Consider the following 15,690-nt stretch of genomic DNA (forward strand, 5'->3'; position numbering starts at 1 on the left):
CAATGAAAAAATCAAGATTTTTATTTAGTTGTATTTTTATAATTTTATTAACTTTTGCAAATATAAGCAACAGTAACGCTACATTTTACAGTTCTAAGCAAATTCAGGACGCTTTAAATACTTTAGATAGTAAGCGAAGAGCTGATATACAGGAGATTATTAATGAAATAAACTCTACACCACCCGGAGAAAAAAGAACCAAAATGGAATATCATTTGGATAATGTAATTTTTGATATAAGAACTTCCCTGCTTGAAGATATGATACACTCAGGCATGATCAGAGATATGAATAAAGTAAGTGCGTTGCTTGAAAAAAGCGGCAATGAAGGATTTGCAATGCATTTATATTATTCAAATGGATTGGCAAGAAATAATTATTCACAAATCAACGTTCAATCTAATAAAAATAATTATTCACAAAACAATGTTCAGCCTAAGAAAAATAATTATTCACAAAACAATGTTCAGCCTAAGAAAAAAGAAGATAACAGCAACAAAAAACCCGAAGCCAATCCTGAAAGTGCAGATTTCATAGTTGGGAGCAAATATTATAATTTGTACGGCGAAATCAAAAAATATACTGCTGGTCCTATTATAGACGAATTCGGAATGTTGCTTATACCTTCAAAGATGTTTGCAGAAGCACTTGGTCTTGAAAGCAGCTATAATAATGTCGACAAAACCGTTACTCTGTCTGGTAATAACAAGAAAGCTACTCTTTCCGTAAAAAATAATGTAACGCGTGCCACAGCGAAAGATGCGGGTATACAGTATTCGGTAATAAACGGAATTGCTTATGTATACAGTAAAGATGCAATAATCTTTTTTGATTACAGGTTCTCTTCAAGTTATGATAACTATAACAAATCTTATTCCATATTCTTAGAAGATTTCGACATGGAAGAAGATGAACCGGGTAACAATGATTATAATAATGAATATGATTATGAAAATACTGTTGAAGATCAAAACTCATCTGTCAATGAAACTTCCTCCTCTCAAATGACAAACTCGGCTTCATCAAAAAAATCCGCATTTGAAAAGAAATCAAAAACTTGGCAAGAATTATATGATGAAAAAATAGAGGAATTAAAAGTTTCAGAAAAATATAATGCAAAGCAAAACTATCGTTACGGTGCAGATACACAGTTATTCGCATATGTGGATATTAATTTTGACGGAGTACCTGAATTATTTCATTTGTATTGTGCTCCGAACAGTAGATATTACAAAGTATATTCAGGAAAATTGTATTATATCAAAAACAATGCTGTAAAACAAGCCCAATCTACATTAGGAATACATAGGAGCATACCGGGGCTACTGGACAGTAAAAACAATGATACAAGTCAAGCTGTTATGAGAGATTTGTCAGACGGTAAAAACTATTTTGTAACTAAATTTCTATACGAAGATCCGAATGAGATTTATCCTGATGTATATGTCTATGAAAAATGGATTCTTGAACCTGATAAAAACTCCATAAAAACTGATTTAATAACCAGAAACAAAGAAAAAAATGCAACTATACCTTATGAATTTATTGAACCTGCTAAAATACATTACGAGGAATATCATTATGACCCTGCTATTGAAGGATATGATTACAATAACAAAATAACTTATTAATTTAATGCTAAAATTCAATAAAGTGACAGAAAAATAAATAAACATAAAACTAAATCAGCTTATTAATAATCTATTAATAAGCTGATTTAAAAAATATATTTTAATATGTTTTTTATACTAAAAATCCGATAAAGTGATGAATATTTTCAATTTATAATCATAAAAAAACTAATTATTAATATATATTCCAAAATTAATACGCTTTTGCTATATACACCATATGTTTTGCAGGCTTGCCACAGAATGGACAAACATCTCCAAGATTTTCCTGTTCAAACGGTATACATCTTATAGTTGCGGCAGTTTCTTCTTTCACTCTCTTTTCACATTTCTCATCACCGCACCACATAGCTTTTGCAAAACCTTGTTTTTCGGACATCATCTTTTTGAACTGCTCATAATCTTCTACTAAGAAAGTTTTTTCTTCTCTATTTTTTAGAGCTTTTTCAAACATCGTATTATGCACAGCGTCCAATAACTCAGGTATTTTTGTTTCTAATTCCTCTATACTCAATTGGAATTTTTCTAAGGTATCTCTTCTTGATACCATCACAATTTTATTTTGTAAATCTCTCGGTCCTAATTCTATTCTTAAAGGCACGCCTTTCATCTCATATTCATTAAATTTCCAACCCGGTGTTGTATTTTTATCTGAGTCTAACAGAACTCTTATACCCAATTTTTTAAGACTGTCGGATATTTTTTGTGTAGCTTCAAGCACACCTTCTTTTTGTTGTTGAATAGGTATCACAACTACTTGTATAGGTGCTACTCTTGGCGGTAATACAAGTCCTCTGTTATCTCCATGTACCATTATAAGTCCACCTATCAATCTTGTACTTACTCCCCAAGACGTATGGAATGGATATTCCAATTTACTTTCTCTGCTTTGATATGTTATATCAAATGCTTTTGTAAAATGCTGACCAAGATTATGAGATGTTCCTGATTGCAAAGCTTTCCCATCATGCATAAGTGCTTCTATAGTATATGTCGCATATGCTCCTGCAAATTTTTCGCTTTCCGATTTTTCTCCAAGAATCATAGGTATAGCCAACACATCCTCTGCCAATTCTCTGTATATATCAAGCATTTGCAAAGTTTCTTTTTGAGCCTCTTCATAAGTTTCATGTAAAGTATGGCCTTCTTGCCATAAAAATTCTGATGTTCTTAAAAACGGTCTTGTTGATTTTTCCCAACGTACAACACTGCACCATTGATTATACAAATATGGTAATTCTCTATATGAAGTTAACCATTTTGAATACATCGAACATATTATAGTTTCCGATGTAGGTCTTACACACAATCTTTCTGCAAGCTCTTCACTACCTCCATGTGTAACCCATGCAACTTCAGGAGCAAAGCCTTCTACATGCTCTTTTTCTTTGTTTAACAGACTTTCAGGTATAAGTAGAGGGAAATAGCAATTTTTGTGTCCTGTTTCCTTAAATCGTCTATCTAAAAATGCCTGTATATTTTCCCATATTTCGTATCCATATGGTTTTATTACCATAAACCCTTTTACCGGTGAATAATCCACTAAATCCGTTTTTCTTATCACATCTGTATACCATTGTGCAAAGTCATCTTCCATATTTGTAATATCTTTTACAAATTCTTCTTTTTTATTTTTTGACATATATTCCTCCAAGTAAATGAGCTTAACACTTCAACTCGCATTAAGCTCATCTTTTTATTAATTTTGATTTTCCATATCTGTAATTTTTTAAATTTCAAATTCAATCATATAATTATATTAATCACTAATAAAACAATAGATAATTAATATTAAGAAGTATCACCGTTTTATATTTTATTAAATTTATACAACACTATTTTTCTATCATTACTATTGAATTTCAGTATTAAATTTTTATTTATAAAAATTGCCGAAGTTACTATTCAAAATCGTATTTGTTTTTATTTTTCAAAATTAAATATAAGTTTCATCAGACTTGTCATCCGCTTTAATCAAATCTACAACTTTTTCTTCTTTTTCCCATTCTTCTTTTGTATCGTTCATAATTGATAAGAATGTATCGGAGTCTACGAGTGATTTATCCATAAGCATATTTGCCAACGTATCCAATTTGTTTTTATTCTTTTTAAGCATATCTAAAGTTTCTTCAAAAAGTTCGTTTGATATCTGTTCAGCCTGCTCTATTATCTCATCTGTAGGTCTTTTCATGCCGAGTTCTTCAAGATTTATTAATGAGCCGTTAAGCCCCAATATCTTTATATAGCTGTTTATTATCCTTGTAGCTCTTTGTATATCATTTACAGCTCCTACAGTTATCTCATCATCGCTTGACGCTATCATAGTTTCACCCGCTCTTCCGCCGTACAGCTCTTTTATCTCATTTTTCATATCCGATTTTGTTCTGAGACCTTCTTTAGGTTGAGATAATGTATATCCGCCTGCACCTGACGTAGTTCCTATGACGCTCACTTCCAAAATCGGTTTTCCGAGCAAATGTCCTATTACCGCATGACCTGCTTCGTGATAAGCGATTATTTTTTTCTCTGTTTCAGTTTGATGCTTATCTTCTTTTTTATCGCCTTTTATTATTATTTTTAGATATGAATCGTCTATATCTTCCTGTTCTATTATATCGCTACCTCTTGTAACCGCTTTTATAGCTGATTCGTTTAACAGGTTTTCCAATTCTGACGGGCTGAAATCTATAGTTTTTGATGCGAGCTTATCAATATCTATAGATGGTGAAATTTTTTTGCCTTCTTTATACAAATTTAATATCTGTATTCTTTCTTCTTTGTTCGGCAGAGGTACTGCTACTTGTCTGTCAAATCTTCCCGGTCTTACAAGCGCAGGATCCAAATCCTGTAACCTGTTAGTAGCCGCTATTGTTATAACCCCATTTTTTGCAGAAAAACCGTCAAGCTCATTTAATAAGGCTGTTAATGTCTTATCATCTTCCGATGATCCTCTATGTGCTCCTCTTGCTCCTCCTATTGAGTCTATTTCGTCTATAAAAACTATACAAGGTGCATTTTCTCTGGCTGTCTTGTACAATTTTCTAACACGCCTTGCCCCAAGTCCTACATATAATTCTACAAAGTCTGAACCGTTCACTTTATAAAAGGGTACGCTCGCCTCTCCTGCTATTGCTCTTGCCATAAGCGTTTTACCTGTCCCCGGAGGTCCATAAAAAAGTACACCGTTAGGCAATCTTGCACCTATTTTTTCATATGACTGCGGATTTTTTAAAAAATCCAATATGAATTTTGAATCGTTTTTCAAATTTTCATATCCTGCTATATTTTGAAACCTGGTATCAGGCACGTCTGTTACAACCTCACTGTCCGCAGGCTCCATTCGCCTTTGAAAATACATCATAAAAGCAAGTATTAATATAAAAGGCAAAAAATTAAGCAATAACATAAATATTAAACTGAGGGTTTCTGAAGTTTTTACAGAAAAAACTCTTATGCCTTTTGTCAGCAAGTCTTCCTTAAAATTTTCAGAGTTGGGATTTTCAGTTATAAATCTGAGTTTCCCATCTGTAGGTATAATCTTGGAATCTATAGAAGTGTCCTTTGTTTTAGAAAGCTCTTCAGTAAGTTTATAGTATCCGTCCTGTGTAAGCAGTATATTCTTATCTTTTAAATATGCTTGTGTAGGTAAAAATTGTACTGTTGACGGAGACGCATTGTTTATAAATACATATTCCACTTCACCCTTATCGACCATGCCGATAAAGCTGTCATAAGGAATATATTGTGTATCTGATTTCACCTGCTTATTAGAGACCAAATTGTCTCTAAAAAACATCGCCAAGAATAAAAATACAGCTATTATCGTCAATATCCTCGATTTAGTGAAATATTTCTTCAAGTTGTTATCATTATTGTTGTTTTTTTTCATTTTATCACCTGACTAATATATTAACCTAAGTTATAATAAATTACAACATATTTTTAAATAATTACAATTTTACTTTAATATTGATACCCCGTTTTAAAAATAAAATATCTTTTATTTAGTTTAAAATATTTTACAAACTATAATTAATTTTGTATAATATAGAAGATATTGAATATATTTAAATAATCACATTAATTATATATACATATCCTATAAATACTCTTAAAAAATTTTTATACATATTTTATAATAAATTTTTGATTATCACAAAGAAAAAGGTGAAATAATTGGGTAAAATTTACGTTATGGAGTCCGGAAGCGATGCCTGTGGTAAAGCTACACAAACCAAACTTTTATATGAAAGTCTTTTAAAGAAGAACAGCAGAATTATGAAAGTGGAATTTCCAAACTACAAAAGTCCGTCTTCATCTCTTGTAAAGATGTACTTAAACGGAGATTTCGGCTCTAAAGCTGAAGATATAAATCCATATATAACTTCGACTTTTTTTGCAATAGACAGATATGCCACTTTTAAAAAAGAAATTCAGTGGTACTATGATAATGGCTATATAATAATAGCTGATAGATATACAACTTCAAATATGGTATATCAGGCAGGAAAATACGACAGCATCGAAGAAAAAAACAAGTTTTTAGACTGGTTGTATGATTTTGAATTCAACTTGTACGGCTTGCCGGTTCCTGACAAAGTATTCTTTTTAGATTTACCGTTTGAGATTTCATACAACCTAATGAAAAAAAGAAGCGTGGAAAATAAGAGACATAATGAATTGTTAAAAAGAGACATACACGAAAACAACAAAGCATATCTCGAAAAAGTGTATAAAAATGCCAAATTTGTATCTGAAAAATACGGTTGGATAAATATAGACTGCTCTGAAAATGACGGTTTAAAAAGTATAGAAAATATACATTCTATGATAATCGAGCAAATACAATAATTGATATTATTTAATAAAAATCATTCAAAAATACAATATTATTACATTATTTTTTGCCATAATCAGCACATTTATTACAAAGCCTACTGGCCGTATATTATAATTTTAACATTTATAATAGGTTTATCAGGTTATATTTTAATTCAATTAACTATTTAAGATTAAAATTTTATAAAAATAAGGTAAATTTATGAACAAATATGAACAAATAAGAGATTTATTATTCGATGAACACGAACAAAATACATTGAGACACGCATATATCTTTGAGAGCAGTGATTTATCTCTTGCACTTAAACTGGCTACACAATTATGCAATAAGATACTTGAAACTTCTAATCTTTCTATGGTAAGTGACTATCATCTTATAAAAAAAGAAGATATGAACGTACAAACTATAAGAGACATCACAAAAGATTCTATTGTAAAGCCATTTAAAGCAAAAAAAATATATGTATTTGAGGATTCTATGAAATTCACAATCCCAATGCAAAATGCATTTTTAAAGACACTCGAAGAACCTCCGCCAGATGTCATATTCATCTTGCTTACAGAAAACGCAAACTCACTTCTTGAAACAATACGCTCAAGATGCATAATATATTTTTTTGACGAAGAAGTAAGCGAATTATCACAAAGAGAAGACATAAATATAAAGACAAGACAATTATTCGACATATTAATAGCAAAAGATAAGATAAAGATGATACAATATATGGAGAATTTAAAAAAATCAAAAGACGATATAGATGACATCCTAACATATATATTGGACAACTCAAGAAATATAATGATTGCCAAAGAGAGCATAGCACTCTTACCGGACAAGCATAAACAAAATAAATATATACACGACATAATAAACAAATTCACATACTATCAACTTCTCACAATAATAGATATAGTAGAAGATACAAGAAAAAAGCTGAATCGAAATTGCAGTTTTTCAATGACTATAGAGCTTATGCTCATAAATATAATGGAGGTTATGAATTGAAAAAAGTAGTAGGAGTAAGATTCAAAAGTGTAGGTAAAATCTATCATTTTGAATGTACAGAGCAACTTAGTTTTGAAATCGGTCAAAAAATAATAGTCGAAACTTCCAGAGGAATTGAGTATGCTACCGTAGTTATACCGGAAAAATACATACAAGACTGTGAATTAGTGGCTCCACTAAAACCTGTTCTTAGAATAGCAGATGTAAATGACCATATACAACACGAAAACAATATCAAAGAGGCTGAAGAAGCTTTTGAAATATGCAAAGAAAAAATATCTTTGCACAAGCTTGATATGAATTTACTCGAAAATGAATATACATTTGACAAAAGTAAACTTATATTTTATTTTACCGCTGACGGAAGAATAGATTTCAGAGAATTAGTCCGAGATCTTGCCAACATATTCAAGACAAGAATAGAACTAAGACAAATCGGAGTGCGTGATGAAGCAAAAAAACTCGGAGGACACGGTCCTTGTGGCAGAGAATATTGCTGTAAAAAATGGCTTGGAGATTTTCAACCTGTAACGATAAAAATGGCAAAAGATCAAGGATTATCACTTAACCCAAGCAAAATTTCAGGCTCTTGCGGAAGATTATTCTGTTGTTTAAAATATGAAAACGACAACTATGAAGGGATAATAAAAAGAATGCCTACATTAGGCTCAATAGTAGAAACACCGGAAGGCGTCGGAAAAGTTACAAGCCAACACACTCTACTTGAAAAAGTCACAGTTGTTATAGAAACAAATGACAATAATGTAAGCTTTAAAGATTTTAATTTGGATGAAATAAAAGTTTTAAAAATGGCAAAAGTTATGAATGATTTACACGATCACGTTAGCGAAGAAGAACTCAAACAATTGGAGGACTAAGTGCTGTTAAAAGGTGAACGAATAGACGATTTACAAGTCAAAGGCTACAAAATAATACAAAATACAAACGGATTTTGTTTTGGAATAGATGCCGTATTGTTAGCCAATTTTGTAAAATACAAAAAAAATGATGTGATTGCAGATTTGGGAACAGGTACAGGAATTATTCCCATACTTATATCAGCCAAATCCGATATCAAAAAAATATATGCCATAGAAATACAACAACAAATAGCGGATATGGCAAAACGTAGCATAAAATTAAATAATCTTGAAGATAAAATCGACGTGCTGAACATAAATCTTACACAAAGCCTGCAATATATAGAAAAAAATTCCATCGACATAATAACCTCAAATCCTCCGTATATGCCGAAAGAGAAATTGTTAAGCACAAATGAAATGATGAAAATATCACGCAATGAAATATATTGTACACTATCCGATATAATGAAAATAAGCAGTGATTTGCTTAAACCAAACGGCAAAATGTATATGGTACACAGACCTTCAAGATTATGCGACATATTTGTAGAAGCACGCAAAAATAAATTAGAGCCTAAAACCTTACAACTCATACATCCAAAAATAAATAAACCTGCAAATTTAGTACTCATACAATTCACAAAGAATTCAAAGCCTGAACTTAAAATGTTGGACGATATATATGTGCATAATGATGACGGCTCATATACAAGCAGTATAAATACTATATATTCAAAAGAATTTTTAGACATAGACGAAAATATTTAACACGAAAACCTATTTAAATTAAGATAACAATATTTTAATAGCTAACGTTACACGCTATTTATATAATACCCTATGACATTAGCGTACAAAAAATATGTTCAACTTAGACTTTTTATTATATTACTGTTTAATTTCGTAATAATATTAAACATAAAAAACTGTATTTACAATAAATTTTTGAAAATACAGTTTTTCTTTATATTTTTATAATTTTTTAAGGTGAATTTCAAATATCTATGCTAAAATTAGTCATATAATAATTTTAACACCGATACTCTTTATGGCTATCGAGAAATATATTATAATTAAGATTAATTCATTGAATTAAAAAACATTTTCTCATTATTTAATTAAATTTCAGTATAAGTATACTGCCGGAGGTCTTATGAAAAAGAATAAATTGCTTCTATTATCTGTATTTATATTATCAATACTGTTCGTATCGTCTTGTAATAAACAGGATATAAAAACAAGTTCAGACGAGGTAAAAATTCAGGAAAATGCACCTGTATCCACTTCAAAAGCTGAGGTTTCAAGTGAAGTTAAAAATGACACAAAGTCCGATGAAAAAGGAGGTCCTTGGTCAAAATTCACAGCTTCGGATTTAGATGAAAAAGAATATAATCAAGATATATTAAAAGATAAAAAACTTACGGTAGTAAATATATGGGGGACATTTTGCGGTCCTTGTCTAAGAGAACTTCCTTATCTTGCTGAAATAGCCGAAGAATACAAAGAAAAAGACGTTCAATTTGTAGGTATAGTTATAGACACTCTTGACCAAAACGGCGAATATTCCAAAGACCAAATAAATGTGGCAAAAGATATCATATCAAAATCTAATGTAAAATACTTAAATCTATTACCGTCACCGGATTTAATAAACATATATCTTAAAAATGTACAGGCAATACCCGAAACACTTATATTGGATAGCAAAGGCAACATAATGCAAAGTTTCTTGGGTTCAAGAGAAAAAGACGATTTTAAGAAAATTATAGACGAAGAACTTATAAAATTAAAATAAAGTTATCCACATTATCCACAGAAAATAATTTTTACTTTGTGGACAATGTGGATAATTCCATTTTTATACACTTCACATATGTAATATCTCTTACTTTTTTAAAATATTGTTTTATATACTCATATTCTTTATCTGAAAAAGGATTTATTTCTTCATTGCCGAATCTTTCCCAAAATGTATATTTGCTTTTAAATCCCAATTTTCTATATACTTTGTATGCTCTGTCGTTATACATTGCAACGCTTAAAAACAGTTTTTTAAATTTCAATTTTTTAAAATACCAATTTATAAAAATTTTTAATGCCTCCGTTCCATAACCTTTATTTATTTCATCAGGATTTAGAACTATGCCTATCTCGCCTCTTTTAAAAAATCTGTTCGTATTTCTAAGAGAAATATATCCGATAATTCTGTCATTTGCAGTAGATATAGATATAACCGCTCTACCGTTTTTTGTTTTCAGTTCAAGCCACTCTATAAGTTCTGTAGTACTTAAACTTGGAAAATCATAATCGGCATACAATCTGTCCTTGTGTTTACCCCATACTTGAGTCAAACTCGTCTCATACGGTATCATATTATGCAGCTTTATATGTTCCCCTATTTCATCTATATAATATTTCAACTTAATCATTCCTTATATTTTATCTATACAGATTTCAATTTAAAACAGCAATTATCCCCATAAAAATAGTTTCAACAATATTAAATCCTATTTTTAAATTAATATTAAACACCAATTAAAGCCATATTACAATTATATATCTGAAAAATTATATTTCCCACAAATAATAAATATGCGAAAAATAGAAATTTTATATTTTGTAATATTTTTTAGTATATTAGAGTAGAATATTACAACATATCAGACTTATTTTAAAACTACTCAATATCTTTATGTTTTTGCTCATATACTATTTCAGCTTGAGATTTACGCATATATACAGGATTTGCAAAATTTTTATCCTTTGCTCCTATAATCTCGCCAATAACAGCTACATTAGACGTTCTTATAAAATTGTTTGCGGTATTTGGAAATATACAGCCGTTTACATTTACGCTTTCTACAGCATCTCCTGACAATATAACTTTATCTTTTAAACTTAAAATATATTCTGTCAATTCTTCATCACTCATAATTTCATTTTCTCTAACAGGTACTACTCTATTTCCGTCTGATTTATAAACTCCAACATAAAAATTATCTCTTTGAGCATCTACAGTAGATATTATAATACCGTCAAAGTACAAAAAATTCATAGCCAAAGCATCTAATGTAATTACGGATACAACAGGAATATTAAATGCCATAGACATAGCATTTGCAGTCGCAACTCCTATTCTTATACCTGTAAACGAACCGGGACCTACACAAACAGCTATCATATCCAATGTTTTTTTGTCAAAATTTATTACCTTGAATAAATCTTCTATGCAAGGCATAAGAGTAGTAGAATGAACAAGTCCGTTATTCAGATTAATTTCTCCTTTTATAACTCCCTCCGACATAACGCACACTGACATTGAACTTGATGATGTGTCTATAGCAAGTATGTTCATAAATATTCCTTTCCCGCATTTTATAAAAATATATTTAAAATACAATATAACGGTAATGCTGAACATTATTAAAAATCATAATATTTCTATATTTTATATATTTATACTTTTAAATAAGTATAACTTTCTGATGACATGCTTATAATATACTTTTAATCAGTATTTATTATGAAAGTATATAAAATTTATCTTTTTTTATCAAATAAAATTTCTCTGTAATCCTGTAAAATTTCCAAACCTTCACCGATTCGTCTTGCAATCTCTTCATATTCCCTTTGTAGCAAAACCTGAGGATTATGTGCGTCGTAGCCTATTACAACCTTTGCATTTTCTTCTTTATATATCTCTATTGTCTTACTATGCGGATATTTATATGATTTATAACCGTCATATTGCTGTATACCGTATCTCATTCCTTTTAAATTTATTTCCACAATAGCATTGTTTTTCTTGGCACACTGCACTATTTCTCTTACTGCTGTCTCGCAATCTTTGGAATAATTATCTCTTGCCAGCATAAAATAATCAGGGTGTGCAACATATTTTGTAAAGCCATTTTCAAGTGCTGTACATACCTGATATGCCATATATCTCACGTCCTTATCAGTACATCTATATGTGTAATCATAGCCTTTTCTGTCCTTTAGATGTTGACCTATTATAAGGTAGTCATATTTTTCTTTAAGCTCTGTATAATAGCTGTTTAAATCATCAAAATATTCAAATTCCAATCCTACATATATTTTTATATCTGACTTGTACTTTTCTTCAGCGTTTTTTATATCGCTAAAATAATTGTCCATTTCTTTGAACGGTATCCTCTCCCTTGGACTGTCAAAACCCTCATATCCGCAATGCTCAGAAAACCCGAGGACTTTAAATCCGCTTTGTATAGCTGATTGTATATAATCATCTTCAGTTTTTACGGCATGTCCGCATCTATATGTGTGTGTATGAAAATTAAAGTCTTGATATTGCATATTTCTCCTTTTATAAAAATCAACAATTTTCATTTGTTTATATTATCTTTACAAACCAAAGCTTGTCTGTCTCATTTAGCTTTCTTGGGTTTCTTTTCTGGCAGTTCCGTATACATACCTTCCAGTAGTTCTGTAATCAAATCCGTATCCTCAAATCTGTCGAATACATGCATCAATGTCTTTGAACCTTCATAGGGATAACGCAATTCTGAGTCTGCAAGAAGTTTATCAGTTGTCGGCGTTCTCTTCAGAAACAGTTCATTATCACAAATATCACCTATCAGCTTACCGTTAAAATATACAAGGTATCCGCCCATCATAGATTTTATGACAATATCACCTGCTGCAGAAAAAACCTCACGAACAAATTCATTAAATTCATTCACTATGATTACCTCCTTCAAATTTATATTTTTCTTTCCAGAACAGTTTTACGAAACTGGGAGTTGTTTATTTTTGATACTCCTCTATTTTCTCTTCATATTTTTTTAGAAGTTCCCGTGAATAATTTTTTTTGTTTTTTGAATCTCTGACTTTTTTCCATAGAATAGCAGCAACTTTTAACTTATTAGAATAAAAGTCGCTAAATTCGTCTGAGCAAAAGTCCTTTAGGAATTGATTCCATTGACAAGCTGAATTATCATACTTAGCGTAGTCTGACTCGCCATAATATACTTTAAGCATATCTTGAATTGTAAAGTTTAAGTCATTTTCTGCTTTTACTTTTCTCCATGCAGTTGCCATATCAGCATTAAATTTAAATGGATTAATACCTGTTACAGCTGAAAAATACTCGCGAAATTTTTGATTGAAGGAAAAACCACATTCAAGTAACGGTGAATTTAAGGTTATCGCTTCGGCTTGTTTTTTGTTTACTTTCCTTACAGACTTTTCTATTCTATTTCCCTTAAAATATTGTTCTATAATTAAGTTCAGCTCTTGCTTTGTACATCTATACTCTAATCCAAGGAATTTACAAATTTGTGAAAGTTCTTCTCGATACCAATAGTATCTGTTAAATTCTTCAAATGATTTTATATCTTTAAAATCCGGTCTAATATCTTTCATCAACCCTCCTCTACAAATACTGATTTGATCATAACATTTCAATATGAGACTTGAAATATTTCTCTTGAAATCTAACAGCTTCTTCAATTTCTTCTACTGTAAACTTTATTCCTATTGGGGCAACAACCCATTTTTCTTCTGCATCATCGTCCCTTTTGATAACAGCAATTAATTCTCCTTCATATTCATCTACTGCTTTATCAACCCCAAGTATATACACGTCTTGTTCTTCCCCATCAGGAGCGATTATTCCTTCAACATAACCATAATTGATTGGATAAATATGTTCTGGATAATCAGGGTGAGAACTTCCAAGTGGACGATCCACTTTAACTTTTACAGTCTTGCCAATCATAGTTGCCTCCACAAATTCTAATTTGTCGTAGATTTTTTTATTTCATATTTATTTTAAATAACTAATTTAATAACTCGCTTTTAACAATCTACTAAAATCAAGATTTACAGCAAATCGTTATGAATAAGAACACTCATATATGCACCTTTTTTGAAAAGTGATGTACTCACACCCCACGCAATTGCTGAGCAAGCTAATTCATTTGCATTCTTTGCCTTGATACTTCTGGTATCAAGCACGATACCCTTTGGATATAACTCTGCTGATAAATACTGGTGTAAACTGTCTGCTGAACCGGATTCAACCGCCTTTATCGAACGTAGAGGATGCGTATCCCACCATTCATTCGGCTTTGAAAACGAACCGTCGGCTCTCATCTCACCCGAAGATAACTTCTGTGCGCATATTTCTCTAATTCTCTCCAAAGTCTCATCATCAATTACACCGTCAGTAATTGAATATGCATAGTATGCACATGCCACGCCATCATCATCCAACTCTTTAATCAAGTAGAGGTTTGAAACACCTCTCTCCTTAAATTTCTTCCACTTGGCTGATACCTTCTTAAAACTCGCATCCGTATAAACAGATGAATTGCCATCCTCTAATGCACGCATAAGTTCTTTTAAATTAACGTCTTTCTTTTCCCAGTTGTCAATAAAATTAATTCTTAGGTTACTCATTTAAATATTCCTCCTTATAATCTTCTTGCCAACTATCCAACGTATCATTATCAAATACGATTATCGTATCAACAAACGGTTCTACTGTAACTTCCGTATAAAAAACCCCCTTTTTGCTATGATATGCTGAAACTACTGAACGCGATTTTACGGAAAACTTCATCGTATATTGTCCAGGTGAAAGTAATATAGACGGTGCTACTACTTCTTCGGAAAATAGAGCTTTATGCCACGTTTCACCATCAGAACTAACCGCAACATCATAGAAATCACCATATCCGTTATCTATCCTAAGATACACTTTGGATAGTTCATTGTTGTTTCTCATACTCTTAATCATCTTAAAAGCTTTCTTACGCTTAGACTGCCGATATGCCAAGCATCCTATACTTACATAGAACATTATCGTCATGACAACAAATATTATCCAAGGATTATCGTATACAAAACTCGTAATTTCTTTCACATTATTTTCCCTTTCATAGATAAAATTCCAATTTATCTTTCTGACATATATTTTTGTATTTCGTCAGAAGTTAATTTTCTAATCTGTGTATTAGGATACTCATTATATCCTTCCACTTGAAAAACAGGGGACATTGTTTCACAGATTTTACCTTTATTCTTTCTTAGATATACTTGCAAGTCTTCACAATCTTCAAAGATTTTGTATGATAATCTGCCATTCTTACTTTTGATTTCATAGATTCCACATGACTTTTTTGTTGTATAGTCTGCAGTTCTCAAATATAACTTGGCAATTTCTAATGACTTAAAAGGGAAATTCCATCGCTGTAAACCTCGATTTTGATCATGTTCAATACAAATACACCTACCACAAGTACCAACAGATATATTGTGTATGATTTTCTAAACAGTCCAATGGATTTAAAAGTGGAGTTATTCT

General features: G+C 30.9%; 17 protein-coding genes. 6 read left to right on the forward strand and 11 right to left on the reverse strand.

Annotated features, from left to right (window positions below; genetic code table 11):
* Positions 1-2 precede the first annotated feature (2 nt).
* Positions 3-1,631: a stalk domain-containing protein gene (locus tag HMPREF9629_RS00835; RefSeq protein ID WP_009524409.1), complete on the forward strand. Its 1,629-nt coding sequence runs from the start codon at positions 3-5 to the stop codon at positions 1,629-1,631.
* A 193-nt stretch (positions 1,632-1,824) separates the two neighbouring features.
* On the opposite strand, the gene proS is transcribed toward HMPREF9629_RS00835, so the two are convergent.
* Positions 1,825-3,273: a proline--tRNA ligase gene (gene proS, locus HMPREF9629_RS00840; RefSeq protein ID WP_009524410.1), complete on the reverse strand. Its 1,449-nt coding sequence runs from the start codon at positions 3,271-3,273 to the stop codon at positions 1,825-1,827.
* A 294-nt stretch (positions 3,274-3,567) separates the two neighbouring features.
* The gene (locus HMPREF9629_RS00845; RefSeq protein ID WP_009524411.1) at positions 3,568-5,520 is read right to left on the reverse strand and encodes an ATP-dependent metallopeptidase FtsH/Yme1/Tma family protein; all 1,953 of its coding nucleotides are present in this window, start codon (positions 5,518-5,520) and stop codon (positions 3,568-3,570) included.
* 287 nt (positions 5,521-5,807) lie between these two features.
* Here HMPREF9629_RS00845 and HMPREF9629_RS00850 point away from each other — a divergent pair, with 287 nt between their 5' ends.
* The 5 genes from HMPREF9629_RS00850 to HMPREF9629_RS00870 all read left to right on the forward strand — a co-directional run bounded on the left by HMPREF9629_RS00850 (position 5,808) and on the right by HMPREF9629_RS00870 (position 10,137).
* A complete protein-coding gene (locus tag HMPREF9629_RS00850; RefSeq protein WP_009524412.1) occupies positions 5,808-6,482 on the forward strand; it encodes a dTMP kinase in 675 nt (224 codons plus the stop codon).
* Positions 6,483-6,672: 190 nt separating this feature from the next.
* The gene (locus HMPREF9629_RS00855; protein ID WP_009524413.1) at positions 6,673-7,479 is read left to right on the forward strand and encodes a DNA-directed DNA polymerase III subunit delta'; all 807 of its coding nucleotides are present in this window, start codon (positions 6,673-6,675) and stop codon (positions 7,477-7,479) included.
* Entirely contained in the window at positions 7,476-8,357 is an 882-nt protein-coding gene (locus tag HMPREF9629_RS00860; RefSeq protein WP_009524414.1) for a PSP1 domain-containing protein, read from the forward strand. Before HMPREF9629_RS00855 ends, HMPREF9629_RS00860 begins: the two co-directional genes overlap by 4 nt.
* Complete coding sequence (locus HMPREF9629_RS00865) at positions 8,358-9,110, forward strand: tRNA1(Val) (adenine(37)-N6)-methyltransferase (protein ID WP_009524415.1); 753 nt, start codon at positions 8,358-8,360, stop codon at positions 9,108-9,110.
* Between the two features lie 385 nt (positions 9,111-9,495).
* A complete protein-coding gene (locus HMPREF9629_RS00870) occupies positions 9,496-10,137 on the forward strand; it encodes a TlpA family protein disulfide reductase (protein ID WP_009524416.1) in 642 nt (213 codons plus the stop codon).
* Between the two features lie 31 nt (positions 10,138-10,168).
* Here the strand turns inward: HMPREF9629_RS00870 and HMPREF9629_RS00875 are convergent, their stop codons facing one another.
* From HMPREF9629_RS00875 to HMPREF9629_RS12710, 9 genes are all read right to left on the reverse strand, one after another.
* Complete coding sequence (locus HMPREF9629_RS00875; RefSeq protein ID WP_009524417.1) at positions 10,169-10,762, reverse strand: GNAT family N-acetyltransferase; 594 nt, start codon at positions 10,760-10,762, stop codon at positions 10,169-10,171.
* A 257-nt stretch (positions 10,763-11,019) separates the two neighbouring features.
* Complete coding sequence (gene tsaB / locus HMPREF9629_RS00880; protein WP_009524418.1) at positions 11,020-11,697, reverse strand: tRNA (adenosine(37)-N6)-threonylcarbamoyltransferase complex dimerization subunit type 1 TsaB; 678 nt, start codon at positions 11,695-11,697, stop codon at positions 11,020-11,022.
* Positions 11,698-11,882: 185 nt separating this feature from the next.
* Complete coding sequence (locus tag HMPREF9629_RS00885; RefSeq protein WP_009524419.1) at positions 11,883-12,677, reverse strand: PHP domain-containing protein; 795 nt, start codon at positions 12,675-12,677, stop codon at positions 11,883-11,885.
* 71 nt (positions 12,678-12,748) lie between these two features.
* Entirely contained in the window at positions 12,749-13,063 is a 315-nt protein-coding gene (locus HMPREF9629_RS00890) for a TfoX/Sxy family protein (RefSeq protein WP_009524420.1), read from the reverse strand.
* Positions 13,064-13,127: 64 nt separating this feature from the next.
* Entirely contained in the window at positions 13,128-13,745 is a 618-nt protein-coding gene (locus tag HMPREF9629_RS00895) for an SAP domain-containing protein (RefSeq protein ID WP_009524421.1), read from the reverse strand.
* A 28-nt stretch (positions 13,746-13,773) separates the two neighbouring features.
* Positions 13,774-14,100 (reverse strand): inorganic diphosphatase, encoded by a 327-nt coding sequence (locus HMPREF9629_RS00900; RefSeq protein ID WP_009524422.1) that lies wholly within the window; start codon positions 14,098-14,100, stop codon positions 13,774-13,776.
* Positions 14,101-14,204: 104 nt separating this feature from the next.
* Positions 14,205-14,609: a hypothetical protein gene (locus HMPREF9629_RS00905; protein ID WP_330367796.1), complete on the reverse strand. Its 405-nt coding sequence runs from the start codon at positions 14,607-14,609 to the stop codon at positions 14,205-14,207.
* 166 nt (positions 14,610-14,775) lie between these two features.
* Positions 14,776-15,249, reverse strand: a complete 474-nt coding sequence (locus HMPREF9629_RS00910; RefSeq protein ID WP_009524424.1) for a hypothetical protein — start codon at positions 15,247-15,249, stop codon at positions 14,776-14,778.
* A 32-nt stretch (positions 15,250-15,281) separates the two neighbouring features.
* A complete protein-coding gene (locus tag HMPREF9629_RS12710) occupies positions 15,282-15,530 on the reverse strand; it encodes a hypothetical protein (RefSeq protein ID WP_330367797.1) in 249 nt (82 codons plus the stop codon).
* Positions 15,531-15,690: the final 160 nt, after the last annotated feature.

It is taken from the genome of Peptoanaerobacter stomatis, from assembly GCF_000238115.1.
In the GTDB taxonomy this organism is placed as follows: domain Bacteria; phylum Bacillota; class Clostridia; order Peptostreptococcales; family Filifactoraceae; genus Peptoanaerobacter; species Peptoanaerobacter stomatis.